Source organism: Hymenobacter sp. HD11105 (assembly GCF_054051685.1).
The window spans coordinates 735619-761469 of the sequence record NZ_JBSWBR010000001.1 but is presented as its reverse complement, the minus strand read 5'-3'; the positions used below and the strand labels follow the sequence as shown (position 1 = coordinate 761469).

Genomic DNA, 25851 nt, shown 5'->3' with positions numbered 1-25851 from the left:
ATTTCGCGCCGACAAAAGTTGAGGTATGAGCATTCGCACTCACCGCTGGGGGGCAAATTTTGGTAGAATAATAGGGTTGCTGCTGCTCCTGCTGGGGCCATTGATGGCGGAGGCACAATCGTCGGATAAGCAAGCTGCTGCCCCCGATACTGTGCAGGGCTGGCGGCGCCGGGGCATGGGCACTCTCAATTTCAGTCAAGTAAGCCTGAGCAATTGGGCGCCTGGGGGGCAAAGTTCCTTGTCTTTGCTGGCTCTCACCAATGTTAATCTACACCATCGTCGCAACAAGCGCATCTTCGACTTGACGGGTGATGCCGTGTATGGCTTATTGAAGGCGGGGCCAGCTCGCCTGCGTAAAAATGATGACCGCCTGGAAGTCAACGCTAAGTATGGCTACGAATTCTCGCCCCAGCTTTATTATGCGGCCCAGCTAAACGTTAAAACCCAGCTGACGCCAACCAAATCAATTGATACGCCTGATTCGCTGTTGTCGCGCTTCTTCGCGCCGGCTTTCATTCTAGCTTCCGTAGGCATCGATTATAAGCCTACGGATCAGCTATCAGTATTTCTTTCGCCTGTTACCGGCAAGTTCACAGTAGTAGCCTACCAAGACTTAGCCGATGCAGGGGCGTTTGGCGTGCGCCCCGCCCGCCGTGATACCAGCGACATCCCTATTCGAGGCACGGGCCGGCGCTTCAGGGAGGAGTTGGGCACCTTTTTAAACGTGAAATACCGGCGACCTGTACTGCCCAATGTAACCCTGCAAAGCCGGCTCGACCTGTTTAGCAACTACCTGCGCAATCCGCAGAACATAGATGTGAATTGGGAAACGCTGATCAACTTCAAGGTCAACCGCTTTATTAGTGCCAACATCTCGACCATTCTTATTTACGACGACGACATTCTGGTGCCCATTGATACCAATGATGACGATGTTATGGACGGTAGGGGCAAGCGGGTGCAGTTCAAGGAAACGCTAGGTATCGGCCTGACTTACAAGTTTTAGGCGTTTGAAACTAACTTTGGGCAGGCCCCGTTGCCGATGTCGGGTACGAAAATTGCCCAACCAGCGTTTACTGCCTGTACTCCTCTATATCTTATTGCATGAAAAAGTTATTGGCCAGCGCCCTGCTGGTTTTTTCCGGTCTGTTCATTGCACCTGCTTACGCTCAAACTACCGCTCCCACTCCCGATCAGCCTGACGCTGGCAAGCCCCGGCGGCAGAAAGCCAAGGACGACCCTGCGGATGTGGCGCGGATGCAGCGCCGTATGGGCATGAATCCTAATGAGGCCAAGCGCGATCAGCAGCTAGAGATTCTGGAGGCTCGCTCGGGTGCCACCGCCAACACCAGCTTTGGGCGCGGTACTGGTCCAGCCCGCCAATATGATAAAGGCGCAGGCGGCTTCACCGTCAAGAAATTCAAAGACAAGCGCGTCGGTACCAACCGGCAAAAACGCGGACAGGGTCGGGCCGCTCCTGGTATTGACCCAAAAGGCAAACCGCTCAAGCATAAGAAACGGAACGGCTTCCTGTTTTTCTAGATGTGTCTACTAAAAAAGCCCCCCAGAATGATTCTGGGGGGCTTTTTTAATGAGGATAAAATGAATTTATTTGATTCGATAGGTTAATCCCAGTTTCAGGTAAGACATATCGTAGCCAACTTCTCCGAAGGCCCCGAACCGCTCAGTGAGGTAGTAACGGGCACCGGCAAAAAGACCATAGGCCAGATGCAGTCCGTCGCCATTGTAGCGGTCACGGTCGGGAGAAACCTCGTTTTTATAGAGGTTATACCGAATTCCTAAACTTACACCACCATAGGTATCAAGGTTCGGATCAGAGGTAAAATTGTAGTGGTAGGTACCACGGCCCATTACTACCAAGTCGGTCCAGGTAGCCTTATCGTCGGTGCGGGGGAAATCGTAGTGGTAGCGCTTGTAGCCAATCAAGCCACCTAGACCGATTGTGCCTGGCCCAATCCCATCTATCACACCCTTTTCATAAGATAGAGTGATGGCCGGCGAGCTCTTTACGGCCCCAAACAAATCGTATCCATTATTAGGGCTTATCAACCCTAAGCCCAGATTTACGATTGAGAAACCCTTACGAAACGTGGGCGTGCTTTCGGGCGTGAACAGTTCAGGGAAGCGAGTGTCCAGCGGGGGGATTTCCTCTTCGGCAGGAGTCGAGGCCGGCACACGAGCGGGCGACTGCGCAGTAGAGCGGGGCGAGGCGGGCTTCGCTGTCGGGCTTTGTGCTGGTTTGGCCGCTGCCGGCTTAGTCGTCTTACCTGAAACGGTAGCTGTTTGGGATTTGGCTCCGGACCGGTGGGCCGTTTGCGCCACTGTGGGCGCAGTAGTACTCATCCAGAATCCAAGGCAAAGTAGAAGCGAAAAAGCTCTCATAGGAATCAAAAGCAATTGGCGCGACAGCACCCGTGCATTAGTGGTAAGTAAATGGTCCGCAAAGCTACATGATTCTGCGGCGAGCATTCAGCTTTGGGCTAAACGCAAAAAGCCCCCCAGCGGTATGACGGGGGGCTTTTTATTGAAAACTGTGAATTTCTATGCGTATTACAGCGTCCGCTTCACTTCTTTTTCCTCGAAACCTTCGATGTTGTCGCCTTCGCGCAAGTCATTGAAGTTCTTCACCGAAATACCGCATTCGTAACCCTGGCGTACTTCCGACACATCGTCTTTGTAACGCTTGAGGTCTTGAATCTCGCCCGAGTACACCACGATACCGTCGCGAACGACCCGTACCCGAGTGCGGCGGGTGAAGGTACCTTCCGTCACCATACAGCCGGCAATGGCGCCCACTTTGGTGATGTTGAATACCTGACGAACCTCGGCGTTGGCCACCACTGTTTCCTGCACCGACGGGGCCAGCATGCCTTCCATGGCATCTTTCACCTCGTTGATGGCATTGTAGATGATTGAGTAGAGGCGGATATCGATCTGCTCCTGCTCGGCCAACTTGCGGGCACTTTGCGAAGGCCGCACCTGGAAACCAATGATGATAGCGTCGGAGGCAGAAGCCAGCAACACATCGGACTCGGAAATGGCCCCCACCCCTTTGGATAGGATGTTCACCTTTACTTCCGGCGTCGACAGCTTCAACAGCGAATCCGATAGAGCTTCTACCGAACCGTCCACGTCACCTTTTACAATTACGTTCAGCTCCTTAAACGAACCGATAGCCAGACGGCGACCAATCTCGTCGAGGGTGATGTGCTTCTTGGTGCGCATGCTCTGCTCACGCGAGAGTTGCTGACGCTGGGTGGCTAGTTCACGAGCTTCGCGCTCAGTCTCCATCACCTGAATCTTGTCGCCTGCCTGCGGAGCACCGGTTAAGCCGAGCACCTGTACCGGTGTGGCCGGTCCAGCTTGCTTCATCTTCTTGCCACGGTGGTCGGTCATAGCCTTTACGCGGCCGTAGTGAGGACCAGCCAGTACAACATCACCCACCTTCAGCGTACCGGTTTGCACCAGTACCGTCGTTACGTAGCCACGACCTTTGTCCAGCATGGCTTCAATGACCGTACCTACTGCATTACGGCTAGGGTTGGCTTTCAGCTCCAATAATTCGGCTTCCAGCAATACTTTTTCGAGCAAGTCTTCTACGCCGAGACCCGACTTAGCCGATACTTCCTGCGATTGGTATTTACCACCCCACTCTTCCACCAAGATGTTCATGGCCGATAGCTCCTCGCGGATCTTCTCGGAGTTAGCTCCTGGCTTGTCAATCTTGTTCATCGCAATTACGATCGGCACCCCAGCAGCTTGCGCGTGGTTGATGGCTTCCCGTGTTTGCGGCATCACAGAGTCGTCAGCTGCAATTACGATGATGGCGATGTCCGTCACCTTGGCACCACGGGCACGCATGGCCGTAAAGGCTTCGTGACCCGGCGTATCAAGGAACGTAACGCGCTTGTTTGAAGCGGTCATTACATCGTAGGCACCAATGTGCTGAGTGATACCGCCGGCTTCGCCTTTGGCTACCGTCGCATTGCGGATATAGTCAAGCAGCGAGGTCTTACCGTGGTCGACGTGACCCATGATAGTCACAATCGGCGCACGGGGCACCAAGTCTTCCTCGTTGTCCTCAACTGTAACGTCAGTTTCCTCTTCCTCTGCCGACAGGAACTCCACATCGTAGCCGAATTCATCGGCAATTACGGTAATGGCTTCTGCATCGAGACGCTGGTTGATGGAAACGAACATGCCCATGTTCAAGCAGACCTTGATTACTTCGTTCACCGACACGTCCATTAGAGACGCCAAGTCGTTGGCTGAAATAAATTCGGTAACCTTCAGCGTTTTAGCATCCAGTTCGTTCTGCGCGCGCTGGGCTTCGCGGTCTTCCGCTACGCCGGCACGCTTATCACGACGATACTTCGCACGGTTGTTCTGGTTGCCACCACGACCGCCGCTGAGCTTAGCCAGCGTGGCTTTGATTTGCTCTTGGATCTGCTTGTCGTTCTGCTCTGGGTTATTAGCCGCGGGAGCAGGCCGGGGGGCATTTTGATTCTGACCAGGCTGGCTGGGGCGTGGACCGGGCTGACCGGGTCCACCGGGACGCGGGCCACCTTGACCGCCTCCACCGCCTGGGCGTGGTTGCCCTGGAGTGTTCGGACGGTTGCCTTGATAGCCGCCACCCTGTTGTTGTCCACCACCCTGCCCTGGAGTAGGCGCACCGGGCGTAGCAATACGCTGACGCTTTTTCTTATTATCGGGAGCCAATCCGCTCTTGCGCACATCCGACGATGCTACAGGACGGGCACCACGACCACCACGGCGTGATGCATCCATCGGTAGCTCGATCTTACCAAGTACCGTGAGGCCTTTCAGCTGGTCGGCTTTGGCTACAATCGTTCCGTCTTCAGCAGCCGGAGCCGCTGGCTCATCAGGAGCAGCAGGCGCGGGTGCAGACGCTACGGGAGCAGGAGCCGGAGCTTCTACTGGCGGAGCGGGTGCTACTGGCGTAGGAGGCGTTGCGGGTTTTACTTCAGCAACCGGGGCAGGCGCAGGGGCCGGGGCGGGTGCAGGCTTAGCCTCGACCCTAGCTGGTTCCGCTGGAGCGGGCGCAGGGGCTGGCTGCGGAGCCGGAGCTGGTGCTGCCGCAACAGGCGCTGGCGCGGCAGCAACCGGAGCCACGGGCTGAGCTGGTGGCGTGGGTGCAGGGGCGGGCTTGGGAGGCACAGGCCGTCCCTTAGCATCCAACTCAATCTTACCCAATACCTTCAGGCCGGGCACCTTGGGGGCTTCCGTTTGGGGTGCGGGAGTTGGGGGGGCAACTGGAGTAGGCGCTGCGGCAACCGGAGCGGGAGTAGGTGCAGTGGGCCGCACTTCTTCAGGCGCCTTTGCTGGCACTTCGGCCGGAGCAGGCGTAGCAGATACGCCGTTGGCCTTAGGAGCCACGGGTTCGGGGCGCGCGTGGGCCGCAGCCTCCTGCTCGCTTTGGCGCTTGGCCTGGCTGAGCCTGTCGGCCTCGATCTTATCTTGAGCCGACGACTCAAATGCCTTGTCGAGCAGGGAAACCTGCTCAGCCGTCAGCTTAGTCGTTGGCTTGTTTTCGATCTGGTGCCCTTTACCCGCTAAAAAATCCACAATTGTGGATAATCCAACGTTCAGGTCTTTGGCCGCCTGATTCAGCCGTTTAGTTGCTACTTCCGCCATTCTGTGCTCGCGAACGATACTCGTATTGAGGTGCAAAGGTACTATATTAAATCTTGCCGAACGGCGTTGAACCGCGCCGCTTGGCACAATTCAACGCCCTTGCCGGACCGGCCGCCGCGCACTCATTGCGCGTCGCCGGAATTTGGTTGCTCTTCTTGTTCTTCGTTGTCGTCGAATTCTTGCTTGATAATGCGGAAAAGATCTTCGACAGTCTCTTCCTCAAGCTCTGTGCGGCGCACAATATCTTCCTTGCTGACGGCTAGTACGGCGCGGCCCGTGTCAAGGCCGATTTTTTTCAATTCGGCCAGTATCCAGGGTTCCACTTCGTCTTGGAATTCGTCAAGGGCGATATCCTCATCGTAGTCGCCAGCTTCGCGGAATACATCGATTTCCATTCCGACCAATCGGCTGGCCAATTTGATATTGGCACCGCCGCGGCCGATAGCTAGACTAACTTGATCGGGCTTTAAGAACACCGAAACCCGCCCAGTTTGTTCATTGATTTTCATCGAGCCGATTTTAGCTGGCGACAAAGCCCGCTGAATATATAGCTCCAAGTTATCGGTGTAGTTGATAACATCGATGTTTTCGTTCTCTAGTTCACGCACTACGGCGTGAATACGAGCACCTTTCATTCCGACGCAGGCACCTACGGGGTCAATACGGTCATCATAGCTTTCAACGGCTACTTTGGCCCGCTCGCCGGGTTCACGCACAATATTCTTAATGGTGATCAGACCATCATAGATTTCGGGTACTTCCTGCTCGAACAAACGCTCTAGGAAAGCCGGCGCAGCCCGCGACAGGATAATTTTAGGCGTACCATTAATGATTTCAACGCGGTGTACGACGGCACGTACGTTGTCACCCTTGCGGTAGCGGTCTTTCGGGATTTGCTCCGACTTAGGCAATACCAGCTCGTTTTCTTCTTTGTCCAGAATGAGGGCCTCGCGGCTCCATACTTGGTACACCTCACCGGTCACGATTTCGCCAACCTGATCTTTGTACTGCTGGTAGAGGTGGTCGCGCTCCAGGTCCTTCACGCGCTGAATCAGCGTCTGACGAGCCATAAGCACGGCGCGGCGGCCAAAATCCTCCAGCTTCACTTCTTCAGCTACTTGCTCACCTACTTCAAAGTCGGCCTCAATTTTTTGAGCTTCCGTGAGTGGAATTTTATCAAAGTCCCAGATATCCTCGGAGTTGTCGTCCACGATTTCGCGGTTACGCCAAATTTCCAGGTCACCTTGGTCCACGTTCAAAATCACGTCGAAGTTCTCGTCGGTGGTATATTTTTTCCGGATCATCGTGCGAAACACGTCCTCCAGAATGCTCATCATCGTGGGGCGGTCGATGTTCTTCGAGCGGGCGAACTCGGCGAACGATTCAATTAGCACGTTGCTGTTCATAAGATCACAGATTTTGCAGATTTAAAAAGGTTGCGCAGATGCGAAAAGCAGGCAGCAGTTATAATTTAAGCAAATGTGGTAGGAGCTGAAAATTTGCCCCCCAGAAGCACGAGCCTTCCAATTTGTTCTGAAAAAGCCCCTCAAAGACCGGGTGAATTCCGAGAGGATAACTTGATCAGCAAAGCAGCACCTTCGCGTTTTTCTGTTTTATTTGAATGAGATAACCACCCGGGCCTCCGCTATGGCCGAAAAGGCAATAAAGGCGGCGGGCAGCATCTTCTTTTTGTTCTTTTCTTTTACTTCCTCCGCCAGCTGAATTCCTTCGGCTTCGGTGGCTTCCAGGGTACCGGTTTTCTCGGTGCCGTCAGTGAGCTTTACTTGCAGGTTGCGGCCCACATGGCGGGTATACTGGCGGGGGTCAGCCAGGGGCTGATCAGCGCCGGGCGATGTAACCTCCAGCGTGTAGCTGGCTTCCTCGCCATACGTCTCATCGATTCGATGAGCCAAGCGACGACTCACTCGGGCGTATTCCTCGATGCCCATTCCCTGCTCGCTATCCAAGATGGCCGTAATCTTGGGTCGCACAGCCGAGTCGGACACGGTAAGCCCTACAATGAACAACTCCGGACCAGACAGGCTTTCCTGGAGCATTTCAAGCAGGTGGTTACGATCAAAGCGCATAGAAACTGAACTAGGTGACAAAAGAAAGAGGGGACGACTCGTCCCCTCTTTTTAACTTCATTGCTGGTGCAAAGATAGTACAAAATCCGGCCGTATGCAAGGCAGGATGCCAGAGCTACTTACGGCTACCTTATATAATAGGAGATTGGGCATTATAGCTTCCATCTTGCTTAGCTGGCGGCATAGACTTTAGCGCTTTATTTCTACCCAGCCTTTTGTTGCTTTGCCTTCCGTATCGCGCAGCAGATAATAATAAACTCCGTCGGGCAGCGTATCGCCGTTCCAGTCGTTGTGATAGTCGGTAGCTTCGTACACTTTTTTGCCCCAGCGGCTAAACACAGTAAGGTGAGCAGGCAGGCAGCCTAGGCGGGGGGCAAATGTTTCGTTTAGGTTGTCGTTGTTGGGGGTGAAGATGTTGGGGATCTGCACCCTGCCCACTTTCACGGCTGCAAACTGCGTAACCACCGTACAGCCAGCGTACCGGGCCGTGAGTTTGACGGAATATGAACCTTCATTCTCGTACACGTGCGTGGGCGACTCTTCATTAGAAGTGTTACCATCGCCAAAATCCCAGCTAAACGTACCTCCGGCAAGTACAGGCTTAAACTGTAAAGTAAAGGGCGCCAATCCGCTGTATTCGGGGGCTGCTTGGCACTCAGGCACGTTCAAGTTCACATCGGTAGCGGACGTAGGCGCTACTGTTACCTTGCGGGTTGCTACTATTTTGCAAGCTCCTACCGTCACGGTGTATTCAAGCGTGAAAATGCCTCCTTGGTTATTAGTATTAGGAGGCGTAAACATCCCATCGGCCGTGACGCCGGTACCACTCCAGGTACCACCCGCCGGCGAGGCGCGTAGCATGCGGAAGGCCCGCACCTGATCGGAGCATAATACGGTGTCGGCGTTGACCACTACCGTGGGCTGTGCATCTACTACAATTACTCGTGAGGTAATACCACAGCCTAAGGAATCGGAGAGGGTATATGTAATAGTATGGCGGCCTACGCCGGCTACGCTAGGATTGAAATTTCGCCCCGTAACGCCCGGCCCACTGAATGTGCCTCCGGCTGGCGTAGCGGTAAGCGCCACGGCCGTAGTGTTGCTGCAAACGGTATTTGGGGGGGCAAATGTGATAGCCACCTCTGGGCTCACGGTCATGCGCAGAAACTTAGTACTCTGGCATACGCCGGTGGTGTTTACGGTATAGGTGAGCGTATTGCGACCAACCAACGCAGGAGTAGGCGTGAATTGATACCCTCCGCCGGCCAAAGCGGTGACGCCAGGTCCGCTCCAGATACCACCCGCCGGGCTACCGCTCAGACGCTGAGGGCCTGCGCTGTAGCACACGGTACGGTCGGGGCCGGGGTTTACTACTATGGCCGCGAAGTCGACCTTGAAAGCGGCGTTGTTACAGTTAATTGAATTATTGGTTGTGCTATAATAATTAGCCCCTGGTGGCACTGGAAAGCCAGAACTGCCTCCACAGCCCCCACAGACGGCCTGATAGATAGCACCGCGCTTATCAAAGCGAGAAGTACCGCCATCTACGTGCTCACCCCGGCCGCCATTCTGACCAAAGAAAGTGGCATATTCAATAGCCGTCATGCCGGGCTTGAACTGAACAATATAGAAGTCGGAGCCGTCGGTGGTGCGCTGGGAGGCGTCGGCAGTAGTAGGCAGGCCTTGGGTGTTGCCCCCATTTGAGTTGGTATTGCCACCCCAGCCGCTTATATATATTCGCTCACAGTCATCTACCAGAAAAGCCGTCAGTGATAGATCAGGCGCAGCGCGGCCCGTACCGAAGGCCGTTGAATACAAGCTGGTGGTAAGGGTGTTATCGAATTTCTGGATAAACTGGCGGCCATTGGCTACTCCATACAACCCTGCTGTGCGGGGAAAATTTCCTCTAGTTTGACCAAGCACGTACACGTTGGCCGACGCGTCGAGCTGCAGAAAGTAAGTCTGGTCGGTTTCGTTGGTACCCACGTACGTAGCATGGGTTAGCGTAGTCCCCTGGCTGTTGATTCGCGCCACAAAGCCATCAACTCCGCCGCTCAACTGGGGCTGATAACGGCCGCTGGTACCAGCCAAGTTTGTGCTGTTAGTACCACCGCTCACGTACACGTTGCGGTCATCGTCGAGTTGAATGGAGTAGGCCGCATCGGAGGCCGAGCCGCCCAAGTAGTTACCCCAAATCATCGTACGCAAATCACCGGAGAGCTTTACTACCACAGCATCGGAAGCACCACCCTGAGTAGTAGTGCGAAACCCATTGCGAGCCGGAAAATTGTTGCTGGTTGTAGTGGAGGCCACATATATGTTACCGTCCGAATCGGTGATAATGTCGCCCCGAAACGGGTCGCCATAGTTCTGCACCAGGCCTGTAGCCTGCGGAATAACGCCATCGGTACCACTACCACCGAGGTAGGTAGAGGCTAAAAGCGTATTACCATTACCGCTGAGCTTGGTTATAAACAAGTCAGCGCCACTGCTGTAGGTATTGCGTGGGTCATTGGTATTAAAGGGGTCAATGCTGGGGCCGCCGTTGAAAGAATCATCGAAGGCTGTGCGAGGAACCGGGAAGTTATTGGAGCTCGTGGAGCCAAGAATAACTAATTCATTCTGACTATTCACCACCAAACTATGCGGGCTATCCACCAAATTGCCCCCCAGGTAGGTGGCATATAGGCGGGCTGCGCTGCCGCGCACCGTGGTATTGTATTTAATAATGGCTACATCGACACCGCCACCAAAGCTGGTGCTGAACGCCCCGGTGGATGTTGGGTAACCCAAGCCAAATGCAACACCACCGGAGTACATATTACCTTGGGCATCATAGGTAGCAGTATAGCCCCAGTTATCGACTGCGGAGCCAGAAAACGAGGAAAATATAACCGTCGGATCGATAATAAGCGGCCGCTTGGCATCATAGCTACCTAGCCGAAAGCTGACCACGTTCTTTTCGAGCACAAAAGCACATTCCACGGGGATGCGCTGCCCATTTAGCTCCTGCCAAGCCCGCGGTGCCTGCTCCGTCACGGTGCCAACACTGGTTTGAATCAATAGATGACCGCTTTCCAAAGTCAGGCGCTCAGTGCCCGTATAGCGCAACCGGATATTCGCAGGTTTGCCCCCCGGCTGCACCGTGAAGTCGTACTCCAAGTTGCCGCCCTCGTTTTCGTAAAGCCGGGCGCCGATGTTTGCATATAAATTACTGTAGCGCACCTGCCGGAAGCCCCGCACGCTGGAGGCCCAATGCTTGGCGTCGTTGCCCAGAAAGTAGTTGCGGAAGCCATCAGTGGGCTCGTCGGGGGCGAGAGTAGCGGCAGAGCTGCTGCCCTCAAAAGAAACCCGGTAAGCATGCGCCCGCAGCTTATCAGACACAGGGCCACCATTTGTACCTTCATGCTCCTTGTGAGCGCGTAAGGCATTAGGATCAGCGAAGGCGTACACGAATCCTGTTTTCTCTAAAAATAGCCGCCCAGCTGGCAGCTCGGCCATATACTGGGCTCGGCTGTCCCATTGGCCCCGATTTTCTACAAACTCCAACGATTTGGCTACGGGTGCAGCGGCACTTGGCTTAGCATAGCTGGAGGCAGTTGTTAGAGCGCTTAGCAGCCCCACGCATAAAAGTAAGCGAAAAGTAAAATACAGCATACTATCAACCTTATAAGAATAGCGCAAGCTACAATTTATTGAGGCTCATTTTGCTAGCGTTTTTGAGGCACGGCCGTAATTTTTGCCCCCAGCGTTGCTTACTGTTTTCGCCAGTCTCGCCGGTTTCCGGTTGCATCTCCTACCTTTGCCCTAGTCATTATTAAGGGCTGCTTATTTGTGCTTCGCTCCTTTGCTTTCAAGTGTACTCTGCTCGTTTTGCTGTGGCTTTTAGTCGCTATTGCGTGCGTGCAGATTCCTGCTCACGTATTCTGGCCGGCGTCTTTTGGTGCTCTTACCTTGCCCATTGCCCTAGGGCTAAACTTGGCTGCCGCCTTGTATTGGTTATTGCGCGATTGGCGCGTCGCCGCTTTGCCCTTGCTCGCCACCCTGCTCACTTGGCCTCATTTTCAGAGAGGCTTAGCTTTGCACCCTCTGCATGTAGCGTCAGCGCCTACTGGCCAAGATGCCAAGCAGGTTCGAATGCTTAGCGCCAATGTGCGCATCTTCAACGTATACCCTCAGCTTCGCGACCCCAATTTGGCTTCTTCTCGCCAGCTTATCCAGTGGCTGGCTGAAAACCCCGCCGATGTGCTTTGTCTACAAGAGTTCTATAATGAGCCTCGAGGCTCTGACCAAGATAAGCAGATCTTTCGCACCGTAGAGAAAATAGGTCGCCAGGCGGGCAGGCAGGCGTTTGTATCCAAGACCCTTACCAACAGCATAGGGGCTGAGTTTGGGCTAGCTATCTTCTCACGTTTCCCTATCGTGAAGCGTGGCACCATTTCGTTTGGTAAGCTTACCCAAAACCACGCGATGTTCGCAGACCTGCGCCTTCCGGCCGGCGACACTATTCGGGTCTACAACTTCCACCTCCAAAGTATGAGCATGGAGGAAAAAGCCATTGTGGACAGCTATTCCAGCAAAGAAGGCTTGAAGCGAGAAGGTCGTGGTTTGCTGCGGCGTTATAAGCGCGGCCTTATTGCACGTAGCGTACAAATAGACACGCTAACACGCCGCTTTGAGCGGTGTCGCTACCCTATCCTGCTGGCTGCCGACCTCAACGATTTGCCCTATAGCTACACGTACGATCAGCTGGCCGACCGTTTTCAAAACGCCTGGACCGCGGTAGGCACTGGAATTGGCAGTACATATAATGGTCGCTTGCCTTTCGTGCGCATCGATCATCAGTTTGCGGGCCCACGCTGGATAGTCGAGGACTTTCACGTGAATTACGAAATACCTCACTCTGACCACTATCCCACCTCCGGCACTTACCGCCTGAGGGAGTAGCTGCAAACTAAAAGACTTGGCTAAGCTAAAAAGCGCCCCAAGAAGCTTTTTCAGCTTAAATAAACTTGAGGGAAACGGCAACTTTTTTATTACTAACCACTCTGAGTTTAAACTACTCATTGAACTTTATATACTACGGGCAAAGGTTTTATACCAATAACAGAGTCCTTTTGGACCTAAAACAATACATTTTTCTTAGCCGACCGATAAGCGCTAAACCACGTACCAATTGCTTTTTGCTAGGCTTACCAAGCTGTAAGTAGTTACTTTTACCGCATGCACCACCCGCTTTCGCTTTATAATACCCTCAGCCGCCGCAAGGAGGCGTTCGAACCCGTGCATTCGCCTTTCGTTGGCGTGTACCTGTGCGGGCCTACCGTGTACAGTGAGGCTCATTTGGGCAACGCCCGAGGCCCCGTGGTATTCGATGTACTCACGCGCTACTTGCGTCACCTTGGCTACACCGTACGCTACGTGCGCAACATAACCGACGTCGGTCACCTAGAAAGTGACGCCGATGAAGGCGAGGATAAGATGGCTAAGGCTGCCCGCGCTCAGCGACAGGAGCCCATGCAGATCGCGCAGCACTACGTAAATCTCTACCGCCAGAATATGCTGGCGCTAGGCTGCTTGCCGCCCGATATTGAGCCCCAAGCCAGCGGCCACATCACCGAGCAGATTAGCATGGTGGAGGAAATCATTGCCAATGGCTTTGCCTACGAAGTGAATGGCAGTGTGTACTTCGATGTGCCGCGCTATAATGCGGAGCAGGACCGCTATGGCAAGCTCTCCAACCGCAGCATTGATGACCAGCTGGCCGGCACCCGCGACACGCTGGCCGGGCAAGACGAAAAGCGCAGCCCCCTGGATTTCGCGCTCTGGAAAAAAGCATCGCCCGAGCATATCATGCGCTGGCCTTCGCCCTGGGGCGAGGGATTTCCCGGCTGGCACCTCGAGTGCTCGGCCATGAGCCGCAAGTACCTCGGCCAGCTATCCGACATTCATGGTGGAGGCCTGGATCTGATGTTTCCGCACCACGAGTGCGAGATAGCGCAGTGCCAGGGCAGCCACACTCACACCGACGAGTCGCGCTTCTGGGTGCATCACAACCTGATAACGGTGAACGGGACCAAGATGAGCAAAAGCCTAGGCAACTTCGTGCTGCTTGGCGACATGTTCAAGGGCCCCACGGCTACGCTTACGCAGGCTTACTCGCCCATGGTAGTTCGTTTTTTCCTGCTGCAAGCCCATTACCGCAGCCCCGTCGATGTATCTGATGAGGCTCTGCAAGCAGCCCGCAAAGGCTACCGCAAGCTCATGAATGGCCTGCGCCTTCTGGACAAACTGAACCTGCCTGGGGGAGCAGAGCGCCAGCAAGACACGGAGAAAGCAGACGCTGAGCTAAGAAAGCTCGTCTCTGAATGCTTCGTGGGGCTTAACGATGACTTGAACACAGCCCGCGCCATAGCCAGCTTGTTTAATCTGCTGCGCAAGCTCAACGGTTTTTACGCAAACCTAGCTACGCTCGCCACCGTCAGTCCCGATGCGCTGGAAGAAGCAATTTCTGCATATCGCCAGTTGGTAAGCAACATTTTGGGTTTGCAGGATGAGCCCCGTGCTAATGCCGAACAGCTGCTTGGCCTCACCTTAGATTTCTACCAGGAAGCCAAAGCCTCAAAGGCCTACGACAAAGTAGATCAAATTCGGGCAGCCCTAAAAGAGCAAGGAATCTTGATTAAAGACTTGAAAACCGGCGTCGACTGGGCCTACAGCGAGGAGTAATGCACAGCCAAGCTCCAGCTCGGTAAATTACTGCGGGCGTAGTAGCAAGCGCATATTTACCGTTTACGTCTCGTTTTCCTAGTTAGAAAGGCCCCCAGGGCTACATTTTAACGAAACGTGAATAAACAGTTACGCACTAGCTACCCACGCTTTGCGCCCCCACGACGTCTCAAGCTAAAGCTTAGCGTTATTATGTTTAGCCGCCCTTTATGAAGCTTTTCCGTCTCGCTCCCGCTGCCTTAGCCACTTTGCTGCTACTCACTGGCTGCCCCGATAGAGCCCGCCAAGAATCTGCTGATACCACCGCTACGGAAGAGACTACTATGCGTGCTGCTCCCGCCTTCAACGCTGACTCGGCCTATGCTTACACGGCTAAGCAAGTAGCATTTGGTCCGCGAGTGCCCAACTCGCCGGCGCACGTGGCCTGCGGCGACTGGATGATAGGCGAGTTTAAAAAGATGGGCTTGACCGTGCGTGAGCAGCCTTTCGAGGCAATGGCCTGGGATGGCAAGATGCTGCGCGCGCGCAATATCATCGCTCAATTTGCCCCCCAGGCAACTCGCCGAGTGGCTATTTTTGCCCACTGGGACACCCGTCCGTTTGCCGACAAAGACAAACAAAACCCCAACGCTCCGCTTGATGGTGCCAGCGACGGTGCCAGCGGTGTGGCTGTGGCCCTAGAAATGGCCCGCGTGCTAAGTCAGCAGCCCGACAGTTTAACCTCAAGTGTTGGCGTCGATTTTATTCTATTTGATGCCGAAGACTATGGCTATGACTCCGCTACGCAGGGAAGCCAGGTAAACAAGCTAGCGGCGCAGAACAAGGAAAGTTGGTGCTTAGGCTCCCAGCACTGGGCCAAAAACTTATTGCCCGTCGGCTACAAGCCCAGCTACGGCATCCTGCTTGATATGGTAGGCGCCCAGAACGCTAAGTTTAGCCGTGAGCAGCTTTCTCGCGAAGTAGCGCGCGATGTGGTGGATAAAGTCTGGGCCACCGCCGCACGCCTCGGCTACTCCGATTTTTTCCTTTTTCAGGATAGCCCTGGCATCACCGACGACCACGTGTTCACCAACCAAGCCGGCGTGCGCACCATCGATATTATCGACCACCTTCCCATTGGCGACGATTACTTTCCCGCCTATCATCACACCACTCAGGATAATATGAGCATTATCAATCGGCGCACACTTAAAGCTGTAGGCCAGACGGTGCTGCAAACTATATACGCGGAGTAACAAGTAGATTCATACCTTATAAAAAAGCCCCCCGACTAAGTTTGGGGGCTTTTTTATAGCTAGTAGTTTGTAATGTACTCCACCCGCACACCGTCTGCGTCCACTGTCATTTGTGCCTTGCGGCCGCAGATCAGCGCCATATTTAACGGCTCATGGCCTACAGGAAAGCCGTATGCTACGGGGAAATTATATTTGGCGGCGTAGGTCTGAATGATTTCGTAAGGCGTTTGGCCGAAGGGAATAGCGTTATCCTTTGAATCGGTGAAGTGCCCTACGAGTAGCCCTGCCAAGCTTGCGAGTTTGCCGGTACGGTCTAAGTGTACCATCATGCGGTCGATGTTGTAGAGATACTCATCGATGTCCTCAATAAAGAGGATACGCCCGGCCAGTGAGCAATCTGAGGCGGTACCAGTAATGGTCTGGAGCAGGCTAAGATTACCCCCAATCAGCTCGCCATTAGCCGTGCCAAGCTGATTGAGTGGATGCTGGGGGGCAAAATAGCTGATAGGTTCGCCAAACAGAGCGCAGCGCAGGCTTTCTAGTGCTTGTTCACCACCAGCCTGATTGAACAGCAAGGGCATGACTCCATGTATACTTTCATGGCCCAGTGCCAGCAAATGGCAATTAAGCGTAGTAATGTCGCTGAAGCCCGCAATCCATTTAGGATTATCAGCGAAGCGAGAGAAGTCCAGTTGGTCGATGATGCGCGTGGTGCCATAGCCTCCCCGAGCACAGAGAATAGCTCGAATACTTGGGTCGTCGAGTTGCTGCTGAATGTCTTGGCAGCGCACTGCATCGGAGCCGGCAAACTGGTGGTGTTCCGCCGTTACCGTAGTACCTAACACGACCTCTAGTCCCCAGGCTGTCAGAATAGCAATAGCGGCTTCAAGCTCTGCATGGCTGACTTTTCGGGCCGGACAAACAATAGCAACTTGGTCGCCGGAGCACAGAGCGGGAGGGGAAGTAGGCATAAGCAGAAAGCAGAATCGGGTTGGTTACAAACCTACAGACAATCTAGTTTTCTTCCAGAGATCACCAAAACATAAGTTTTTCTCTATACTAAGTCCTTACAACTTAGCCGATTCAAATGGCTCCTTTTGCACTTAAGTAAGGTCAGCACTAAGAGCTGCTTATCAGTTAATTGATAGCGCTTAAGTTTGAAACAGATAAGGCAAAAAAAAACACCGTGCAGCGCACGGTGCCTTTCTGAGCTATGAAAACAAACTTAGCTATCGAAAAACTAACCAAATGCTAGATCAAGAAGTGTATTCTTACTTAGCATCAGGATATCAATCCGATAACACGACGAAAGATAGAAGCTTTTTGGCTGCTATAAAAGTCTATTCGCTGAACGCCCCGATTTTCTCGGTGAATATTACATTTCGGGGTATGGCCTCTGAAAGCGCCTACTCTGAAGGTCGCTTGGGCTGCTAAACCAAATTGAGACGGCTCATCAGTGTGGACTTGAAGGAGTTGCCGATAGGAATTGACAACGTGTTGCTTCCACTTTCGGCATGCCAAGCACGTCCAGCTTCAATAAGGGCAAAATCTCCCTCAATAGCCACAATACAGTCGAGCCGAACAATGTATTTGCGGTGTACGCGCACAAAATCACGAACGGGCAGCTTAGTCTCCAGCTCTTTCATGGTGCTGTACACGGTATAGCGCTCGCGGGTCAGGTAGATATTCACGTAATCACCGAGGGCTTCTACGTAGCGTATATCTATCGTCTCGACGCGTAGCAGCTTACTTTCCTGCTTGATAAATATTTCCGCCCGACTGCCCATATACAAAGACTCGGCAGTATCGTTGGCCATGCGCAATAAGCCATCTAGCTTGCGCTGTTCCTGCTCCAGTTGCTGACGGGCCCTCCGCAGTTCCAAATGAGATACTACTTCGCGAGCTACAATGCGCAACGCATTGCGCTGTTGTTCGCTAAGCCGGTGAGGAACCGTATCGAGGGCGCAGATAGTACCAAGCGGAACACCATCGGGCGTAATGAGCGGCGCCCCAGCGTAGAAACGAATACTAGGTTCACCCGTCACCAGCGGATTGTCCCAAAACATGGGGTCTTTCGTTGCATCCTCAATCTCGTACACATCCTCGCCCAGAATTGTATGCTGACAGAAGGCCACTTCACGCTTTGTGCTGTCGCTTTTATCCCAGCCCACCTTCGCTTTAAACCATTGACGATCAGCGTCAATCAATGATACTAAAGATATAGGTGTGCCGCAGATAAAGCCAGCCAGCTGCGCTAAATCATCGAATACTTGCTCAGGTGGCGTATCCAGAATCTGATAGTTGCGCAGCACTTCCAGGCGTTCAGCCTCACTGTCTTTGCCCATTGCGGCAAAAGGAAGTGAGGAAGCTTTAGCAGATTGGGAGGGCTTACTCGGCATGGACAAGGGCAAAAAACTATAGATCGGAATGAGACAAGCTTAACGCATAACGTTAGCTAAAACCCTTCTCTTACTATTACAAAGTAACTACACTTCGGCTATGAACTAGCACTTTTGGTCGTTGAAACCAATATTTTGCGCGGTAAATATTATACTATAAGATACGTGAAGTTTGACTACGGAAAAAACAGGGGCACTAGATTTAGGTTTTGCAAAAAATTTAGAGCTCTCAGCAATTGAAGCCCGAAAGCGCTAACCCCTACAACTTTTAAAATTAACAGGTACCTTTACCAATCCTGACGCGTATCGATTTGCGTATACTTGGTTTGTTCCTCCAAAACGGCCTGAGCGCCCTCTACTATGACATTTGGTTCGCTTTTTCTGATTGGCAACTTCGGCACGACCGAAATTCTGCTGATCTTATTCGTAATTATCCTGCTGTTCGGCGCCCGTAAGATCCCGGAATTGGCAAGAGGTCTTGGTAAAGGTATCCGCGAGTTTAAGGATGCTACCAAGGAAGACAAGCCAGAGTTTCAGGATCGTCCGGTTAATCCCAACGATCCGACCCAACCACGCCTGTAAGCTTACGTCATGAGCACTCCCTTCCTTCTGTTCTTGGGCGACCTCGGCGGCGGTGAAATCATGTTGATTTTAGTCGTCATCCTGATCTTCTTCGGGGCCAATAAAATTCCTGAGCTAGCGCGTGGCTTGGGTAAAGGCATTCGTGAGTTTAAGGACGCCTCCAGTGAAATTCGGAGCGAAATTGAGCGGGCGGGCCTGCCAAATCAGACACCGCAATCGCAAGCTCCTGCTTATACCGCTCCTACCTACGAGACGGCTTCTCAAAACTTAGATCAGCCTACCGTCACCTCCGTATCGTCGGTGGAGCCAGCAGCTGAAACAACCGTTGCACCGCCCATGGACGGTGGAATTGCCCCCCAGCCGGCGCCCGAGCGGCCCCGCCTCGACCAGTCACACTAATCTGATTGCCCTCATCCCTTGAGACGCTTTAATTCACTTACCGAAGTTCGCGACGAGCTGACGGCAGGCACTACCACCTGTCGTCAGCTCGTGGAGTATTATCTAGATAATATTCAGCAGCAAAGCCATCTAAACGCTTTTCTAGAAGTATTCACCGATGAAGCTTTAGCCCAGGCTGATGCCGTGGATGCCAAACTCGCCGCTGGCACAGCGGGCAAGTTGGCTGGTATGGTCATCGGGTTGAAGGATGTGCTGGCTTATAAAGACCATTTGCTACAATCCAGCAGTCACATCCTCGATGGGTTTAAGTCTCTTTATACCGGTACGGCAGTTCAGCGCCTACTCGATGAAGATGCGATTCTCATCGGTCGACAGAACTGCGACGAGTTTGCCATGGGCGCCTCCAATGAGTCGTCCTATTTCGGTCCTGCCCGCAACGCCATTGACCCTGACCGGGTGCCTGGTGGATCTTCGGGTGGCTCGGCGGTGGCTGTGCAGGCCGATTTGTGCTTAGCTTCTATTGGCTCTGATACAGGTGGCTCGGTGCGGCAGCCGGCAGCATTCTGTGGCGTTATTGGTTTTAAGCCGACTTACTCCCGCATCTCGCGCTATGGGTTAGTTGCCTATGCGTCTTCCTTCGATCAAATCGGCACGCTCACCCGTTCCGTGGACGATGCGGCACTGCTATTGGAAGTAATGGCAGGCCCTGACAACTTTGATAGTACGGTAAGCCAGAAACCTGTGCCCGCGTACAGTGAGCTACTTACGCCGGCGCCCCACGTGCGCATCGGCTACATCCGCGACTGCTTGGAGCGCCCCGGTTTGAACCCCGAGATAAAGGCGGCAACAGAAGCGGCCCTTGATGTATTGCGTGGTCAAGGCCATGTAGTAGAGCCCGTTGACTTTCCTTACCTCGACTTTATTGTTCCCTCTTACTACATTCTGACCACGGCCGAGGCCAGCTCTAACCTCAGCCGTTACGATGGTGTAAAGTTTGGTTATAGGGCGCCCGACGCAACGGATTTGGAGTCACTGTATAAAAAAACCAGGTCGCAAGGCTTTGGCCCTGAGGTACAACGGCGTATCTTGCTGGGGACCTTTGTGTTATCAGCTGACTATTACGACGCCTATTATACCAAAGCGCAGCGCGTCCGGCGCCTTATTAAAGAGAAAACCGACGAGCTATTGCGCCAATATGACTTTCTAGTGCTTCCCACCACGCCGACCACGGCATTCCGGATTGGTGAGAACGAGAAAGATACGTTAGCCCTGTACTTAGCTGATATTTTCACGGTGCAGGCGTCATTGGCCGGGGTTCCGGCTGTATCGGTACCAGCCGGGCAGGATGCAGCTAGTTTGCCCATTGGGCTGCAAATTCTAAGCGGAGCGTTCCGCGAAGAACACCTATTGGCATTTGCCAAATCTGTTACAGAATCGCTCACACCTGCTTTGCCCTGATGAAAAAATCGTTGTTGCGCGCTGCCGTCCTTTTTCTGCTGACCCTTGCTGTTGCCCGCCCAGTGGCGGCCCAAACGCTCGCTAATCCGAAACCGGACCTTCAGCGTGCCAACGACGACACCACGCGGGTGTCTATTCAGCTGCTGCCCGATACATTAGTATTCATTGAACCGCCGCAAATTGATACGGCAAGGCTGAGGTGGCTGCAAAAGCCCCCCATTATGCGCGAGCTGGTGGCTGACCGTATCGGGTGTTTTGAAACGGATGTGCCTCATCTTTTTAACAACTCGGTGATGAGTTATGTGGACTACTTCACCGTGCGCAACCGGACGTACACGCAACGCATCCTGGAACGCCAGAATCTGTATTTCCCCATCTTCGAGAAATACCTGGCTAAGTACAACTTACCCCAAGACCTTAAGTACCTGGCGGTGGTAGAATCGGCTTTGTTACCGCAGGCCAAGTCGCGAGTGGGTGCGCTGGGTTTGTGGCAGTTTATGGGCCCAACGGCCAATGACTTACGGCTGCAGCGCAACGACTACATAGACGAGCGAATGGACCCGGAGAAGTCAACGGAGGCGGCTTGTAAGTACCTGCGCGACTTGTACCGGATGTTTGGCGATTGGGAACTTGTGCTAGCCGCCTACAACTACGGTTCGGGCAATATTCGCAAGGCTATTGCGAAAGCGGGCGGCAAGCGTGACTTCTGGACGATTTATCAATATCTGCCTAAAGAAACGCGCAATTACGTACCCACGTTTACGGCTACGCTCTACACCTTGCAGTACGCGCGTGAGCACAACCTCCACTCTGATTCGCTGCGGTATCAGTACCCGGAGCCGATGGATACGTTGCTAATTTCGGGTCGCTCCTTGGATTTGCGCAAGTTCTCGGCTCAGTTTGGCCTCGATTCGGCGGCTATTCTGCGGCATAACCCCGAGTTGCGCCAATCCTACATACCAGCGGCTCTACGCAACTATTCGCTGAAAGTCCCGGTGCGGGTGCGGCAGGAACTAGCGGCCCAAGACAGAAACCTGTTTCTGGATTTCTGTAAGGTTACGATTCCGCCTCCCTCGCCGCTTATGCCCCGTATGCCGGGACTGCCTGGACTGATGTATACATCTAACGCGGTAGCGGCCACGACTACAAGGTCAGCGCCGGCAGAGCCTCGTCAGCGTAAAATTATGCACTCAGTGCGCACAGGGCAGAGCGTGGCCAGCATTGCTTCGCGCTACAACGTCACTCCTGAGCAGCTTGCCCGCTGGAATAATCTTAAGCGCGGCAAAGCCTTGGTGTCCAAGCAGCAACTGGTGGTCTTCGTGCCAGTAGTTGAAAAGCCTGCTTCCAGCAACAAGACAATGGTGGCCGCCAACCGTCTCATGGTTCCTGACAAGTTGCCTCTCTATGGGGTAAAGGCGGTGCCAGTTGTAGCAAAAGCTACTCCCGCCAAAGCAGTAGAAAAGCCTGTTGCCATTGCTGAGCCTGACTCAGCGGAGCCTATCGTAGCCACTACTGCTACACCCGCAGCTAAGCAACATTCGGCGAAAGCTGTAGCGGTGCAGGAAACTGACACTAGCACCTCGTTTGTGGCTTCCGTTGAAGTGCCCCAGGATAGTCTGCCTACCGAGTACGTGGTACGCAAGGGCGATTTTCTTGAGAAGCTGGCGCGTACTCACGGCGTAAGCGTGGCCCAGCTAATGGCATGGAATGAGCTCAAAACAATAACATTGACTCCAGGTCAGAAACTGGTGCTTTATGCGCCAGCCGATGCCGAAGCGCTAGCTCAAAATGACCCCCAGCCCGCCGAGGAGCCCGCTCCGCGGGTGGCAGCAGCCAAGCCAAGCCCTAAAATGCCCCCCAGCCCTCGGGCTATAAGCAAAGTGCATTTGGTTCAGCCCGGAGATACGCTTTATAATATCTCGCGCCGCTACGAGGGAGTTACCGTGGATCAGCTGCGCAAGCTCAACAACCTGCAGTCGGATGCCGTGAAGCCCGGACAGCAGCTTATCGTATCGCGATAAGGGCCATAATCTTTTAAGTGTTGCTCATTTAAAATGCCCCTCAGGCCATGCGCTGGGGGGCATTTTTCACTGTAGTTAGCTTAGCTCAACTTTGATTCGGAGCAAATTCGCCCCAACTTGCTTATTGGTTGTTCCGCCCGACGCCACTCACCTACCCTTTTTGGCAATGCTGAAAATTAACAAACAGGAAGCCCTCGATTACCACTCCCGTACCCCCGCTGGCAAGATTGAAGTAGTACCCACCAAGCCCCTTAGTACCCAACTGGACTTGGCCTTAGCTTATTCGCCTGGAGTTGCGGAACCTTGCTTAGCTATTGCAGCGAACAAAGAGGATGTATACAAATACACCGCGAAAGGCAACCTGGTAGGCGTGATTTCCAATGGTACGGCCGTACTTGGGCTGGGCAATATCGGCCCCGATGCCTCGAAGCCGGTAATGGAAGGAAAAGGCGTACTGTTCAAGAAGTTTGCGGGCATCGACTGCTTCGATATTGAGATTGACGCCACCGACCCCGACGAGTTTATTCGCATCGTGAAGTCGTTGGAGCCTACGTTCGGGGGCATCAATCTAGAAGATATCAAGGCGCCGGAATGCTTTCGCATCGAAACCGAGCTAAGGGAGAAAATGAACATTCCCCTCATGCACGACGACCAGCACGGCACGGCTATTATTTCGTCGGCCGCGCTGCTGAACGCGCTGGAAGTAGTAGGCAAGAAAATAACGGAGATTAAGCTGGTCGTAAGCGGCGCCGGAGCCGCTGCTATATCCTGTATGCGGCTTTATCTGGCCCTAGGCCTCAAGCTAGAGAACGTCGTAGTGTTTGATATTAAAGGCGTTATCAATCCAGAGCGGACCGATTTGGCCGACCTGCAGATGCAGTTTGCCACCCAGCGCCCGGTGACTACGCTGGCCGAGGCCTTGGAAGGCGCCGACGTATTTCTGGGTCTTTCGGCGGCCAACGTGCTGCCGCCTGAGTTGCTGCTGCGCATGGCTGACAATCCTATTGTCTTTGCTCTGGCCAATCCGAACCCTGAGATTGAGTACGATGTAGCCATGGCTACCCGACCTGATTTGATTATGGCTACCGGTCGCTCCGACCATCCTAATCAGGTCAACAACGTATTGGGCTTCCCCTATATCTTCCGGGGTGCGCTGGACGTGCGGGCCACGGAAATAAACGAGGCTATGAAGCTGGCAGCCGTTCAGGCGCTGGCCGAGCTAGCCAAGGAGCCCGTGCCCGACATGGTAAACAAGGCCTATGGCGACAACACGTTAGCTTTTGGCCGTACATATTTGATTCCTAAGCCCCTTGATCCACGTCTGATTACGACCATTTCGCCGGCCGTCGCGCGGGCTGCCATGGAAAGCGGTAGCGCTCGTCAGTCCATCACCGATTGGCAGTCCTACGAAGACGACTTGCGGGCCCGCCTGGGGGTGAATCAGAAGCTGATGAACCGCATCACCAGCGCCGCTCGCTCCAATCCTAAGCGCGTGGTATTTGCGGAGGCTGATACCTATAAGGTGCTCAAAGCCGCGCAGATTCTGCACGACGAAGGCATTGCGTTCCCAATCTTGCTCGGCAATCGTAAAAAAATCGATGATATCGCCCGTACTAACAGTTTAGATCTGGAGGGTTGTAAAATCATCGACATTCTGGAGGAAAACGATCAGCGGGCTGAGTTTGCGGAGCTGTTGTATCAGAAGCGCAAGCGCCGCGGCATTACCCTTTACGAGGGCCGCCGTCTAATGCGCGAACGTAATTACTACGGCGCTATGATGCTCGAAACCGGGCAGGCCGATGCGTTCATCACCGGCTTGACTAAGGATTATGGTCAATCCATCACGCCAGCTTTGCAGGTGATTGGGGTAGAAGATGGTGTGCAGCGGGTGGCTGGTATGTATATCATACAACATCGCAAAGGCCCGTACTTCTTTGCCGATACTACCGTAAACATCGACCCAACGGCCGAGGAAATGGTGGATATTATTGGACTGACAGCCCGGGCCGTGCGCTTCTTCGACGCGGAGCCGCGCATTGCCGTGCTCAGCTATTCCAACTTCGGTTCTAACACTGGTGAACTGCCCGGCAAGGCTCGTCGTGCTACGGAACTAGCGAAGAAGCGCTATCCAGACTTAATTCTGGATGGAGAGATGCAAGCCAACACCGCATTGAACACCCAGTTGCTACGGGAGCATTATCCCTTCTCAGAACTAGCTGAGCATGGTGCTAACACATTGATTTTCCCCAATGTAGTTTCAGGCAACATCGCTTACAAAGTGCTTCAGGAAATTGGCGGCGCTGAAGTGATTGGCCCTATCCTGATGGGGATGCGCAAGCCAGTGCACGTACTCCAGCTTGGGGCCTCTGTGCGCGAGATTGTGAATATGTCGGCCATTGCCGTAGTCGATGCCCAGACTTACAATAAGCCCCTATAAAAACTGGTTTCACTATAGATGTCAGGCAGTTGATTCTTAAATGAATATTGGCTGCTAATAAAATTGGTTATTAGCTAAAATAATTTGTTTTTGAAGAGACATTAAGCCACTGTTTGAGTGTTGATAAAGACTTAATAGGCCTCATCAACACTCATTCATTCCTACAATTTTTTGCTATGATTGCTTACCTCGACGGTACTCTTGCTTACAAAGACCCAGCTTTGGCCATTATGGACATCAATGGCGTTGGGTATGAAGTAAGAATTTCCTTGGCTACGTATTCCAAATTGCCGGCCGAAGGCGAAAAGGCCAAAATATACACCTATCAGCATATTAAAGAGGACGGACAAGCGCTTTATGGCTTTCTTGACCCGAACGAAAAAGTGCTGTTTATGCTACTTATTTCGGTGTCAGGTATTGGGCCTGGAACGGGCATCGTGATGGTGTCGAGTATGGGGGTGGGAGCCATTCGGCAGGCCATTATTCAGGAGGATGTGCGCTCCATTCAAAGCATTAAGGGAGTAGGCCCAAAAACCGCTCAGCGGGTAGTTCTGGAGCTAAAAGACAAGCTCCGCAAGGACGAATTATTGGCCAAAGCAGGTATAGATACGGTACCCCTGGCACGGGCGCACAATACCAACCGCAGTGAAGCGTTAGCCGCTCTAGTCACGCTAGGATTTGCCAGGTCGGCGGCCGAAAAAACGCTGGAGACCATTCAGCACCGTCACGGTAATGACCTGAGCGTGGAGGAATTGATTAAATTTGCCTTGAAGTCGAATTAGGTTTACTCTTCCCGGCTGCTCACCCGCCTGTCTTTCTTAGTCTCCC

18 protein-coding genes are annotated in these 25851 nt (G+C 53.4%); 11 read left to right on the top strand and 7 right to left on the bottom strand.

What is annotated here, in order from left to right; all coding sequences use genetic code 11:
* The first annotated feature begins 25 nt into the window (after positions 1-25).
* Positions 26-1006: a DUF3078 domain-containing protein gene (locus ACW9KT_RS03390; protein WP_457077979.1), complete on the top strand. Its 981-nt coding sequence runs from the start codon at positions 26-28 to the stop codon at positions 1004-1006.
* Positions 1007-1104: 98 nt separating this feature from the next.
* A complete protein-coding gene (locus ACW9KT_RS03385) occupies positions 1105-1542 on the top strand; it encodes a hypothetical protein (RefSeq protein WP_457077978.1) in 438 nt (145 codons plus the stop codon).
* 66 nt (positions 1543-1608) lie between these two features.
* Here ACW9KT_RS03385 and ACW9KT_RS03380 read toward each other — a convergent pair whose 3' ends face one another.
* The 5 genes from ACW9KT_RS03380 to ACW9KT_RS03360 all read right to left on the bottom strand — a co-directional run bounded on the left by ACW9KT_RS03380 (position 1609) and on the right by ACW9KT_RS03360 (position 11420).
* Positions 1609-2364 carry a hypothetical protein gene (locus ACW9KT_RS03380; protein WP_457077977.1) on the bottom strand — a complete coding sequence of 252 codons (756 nt, stop codon included), beginning with the start codon at positions 2362-2364 and terminating at the stop codon, positions 1609-1611.
* Between the two features lie 207 nt (positions 2365-2571).
* A complete protein-coding gene (gene infB, locus ACW9KT_RS03375) occupies positions 2572-5676 on the bottom strand; it encodes a translation initiation factor IF-2 (RefSeq protein WP_457077976.1) in 3105 nt (1034 codons plus the stop codon).
* A 122-nt stretch (positions 5677-5798) separates the two neighbouring features.
* Entirely contained in the window at positions 5799-7082 is a 1284-nt protein-coding gene (nusA, locus tag ACW9KT_RS03370; RefSeq protein ID WP_457077975.1) for a transcription termination factor NusA, read from the bottom strand.
* Between the two features lie 207 nt (positions 7083-7289).
* On the bottom strand, positions 7290-7763 hold the full coding sequence (locus ACW9KT_RS03365) for a ribosome maturation factor RimP (RefSeq protein ID WP_457077974.1): 474 nt from the start codon (positions 7761-7763) through the stop codon (positions 7290-7292).
* Positions 7764-7952: 189 nt separating this feature from the next.
* Positions 7953-11420: a DUF7948 domain-containing protein gene (locus ACW9KT_RS03360; RefSeq protein WP_457077973.1), complete on the bottom strand. Its 3468-nt coding sequence runs from the start codon at positions 11418-11420 to the stop codon at positions 7953-7955.
* Between the two features lie 177 nt (positions 11421-11597).
* Between ACW9KT_RS03360 and ACW9KT_RS03355 the strand changes: the two genes are divergently transcribed.
* The 3 genes from ACW9KT_RS03355 to ACW9KT_RS03345 all read left to right on the top strand — a co-directional run bounded on the left by ACW9KT_RS03355 (position 11598) and on the right by ACW9KT_RS03345 (position 15727).
* Positions 11598-12710, top strand: coding sequence for an endonuclease/exonuclease/phosphatase family protein (locus ACW9KT_RS03355; protein ID WP_457077972.1), 1113 nt, complete (start codon positions 11598-11600; stop codon positions 12708-12710).
* 276 nt (positions 12711-12986) lie between these two features.
* Positions 12987-14492, top strand: a complete 1506-nt coding sequence (gene cysS, locus ACW9KT_RS03350; RefSeq protein ID WP_457077971.1) for a cysteine--tRNA ligase — start codon at positions 12987-12989, stop codon at positions 14490-14492.
* A 209-nt stretch (positions 14493-14701) separates the two neighbouring features.
* Positions 14702-15727 (top strand): M28 family peptidase, encoded by a 1026-nt coding sequence (locus ACW9KT_RS03345; RefSeq protein WP_457077970.1) that lies wholly within the window; start codon positions 14702-14704, stop codon positions 15725-15727.
* Positions 15728-15786: 59 nt separating this feature from the next.
* On the opposite strand, the gene ACW9KT_RS03340 is transcribed toward ACW9KT_RS03345, so the two are convergent.
* Positions 15787-16698 (bottom strand): S66 peptidase family protein, encoded by a 912-nt coding sequence (locus ACW9KT_RS03340; protein WP_457077969.1) that lies wholly within the window; start codon positions 16696-16698, stop codon positions 15787-15789.
* Positions 16699-17157: 459 nt separating this feature from the next.
* Positions 17158-18072, bottom strand: a complete 915-nt coding sequence (locus ACW9KT_RS03335; protein ID WP_457077968.1) for a LytTR family transcriptional regulator DNA-binding domain-containing protein — start codon at positions 18070-18072, stop codon at positions 17158-17160.
* Between the two features lie 414 nt (positions 18073-18486).
* On the opposite strand from ACW9KT_RS03335, the gene tatA reads away from it, so the two are divergent.
* The 6 genes from tatA (at position 18487) to ruvA (ending at position 25805) form a co-directional block, all read left to right on the top strand.
* Positions 18487-18708 (top strand): twin-arginine translocase TatA/TatE family subunit, encoded by a 222-nt coding sequence (tatA, locus tag ACW9KT_RS03330; protein ID WP_457077967.1) that lies wholly within the window; start codon positions 18487-18489, stop codon positions 18706-18708.
* Positions 18709-18717: 9 nt separating this feature from the next.
* Positions 18718-19107: a Sec-independent protein translocase subunit TatA/TatB gene (locus ACW9KT_RS03325; RefSeq protein WP_457077966.1), complete on the top strand. Its 390-nt coding sequence runs from the start codon at positions 18718-18720 to the stop codon at positions 19105-19107.
* Positions 19108-19125: 18 nt separating this feature from the next.
* Entirely contained in the window at positions 19126-20565 is a 1440-nt protein-coding gene (gene gatA, locus ACW9KT_RS03320; protein ID WP_457077965.1) for an Asp-tRNA(Asn)/Glu-tRNA(Gln) amidotransferase subunit GatA, read from the top strand.
* Positions 20565-22586 carry a LysM peptidoglycan-binding domain-containing protein gene (locus tag ACW9KT_RS03315; RefSeq protein ID WP_457077964.1) on the top strand — a complete coding sequence of 674 codons (2022 nt, stop codon included), beginning with the start codon at positions 20565-20567 and terminating at the stop codon, positions 22584-22586. Before gatA ends, ACW9KT_RS03315 begins: the two co-directional genes overlap by 1 nt.
* 166 nt (positions 22587-22752) lie before the next feature.
* Positions 22753-25023 (top strand): NADP-dependent malic enzyme, encoded by a 2271-nt coding sequence (locus ACW9KT_RS03310; RefSeq protein ID WP_457077963.1) that lies wholly within the window; start codon positions 22753-22755, stop codon positions 25021-25023.
* 176 nt (positions 25024-25199) lie between these two features.
* On the top strand, positions 25200-25805 hold the full coding sequence (gene ruvA, locus ACW9KT_RS03305; RefSeq protein WP_457077962.1) for a Holliday junction branch migration protein RuvA: 606 nt from the start codon (positions 25200-25202) through the stop codon (positions 25803-25805).
* The last annotated feature ends 46 nt before the right edge of the window (positions 25806-25851 follow it).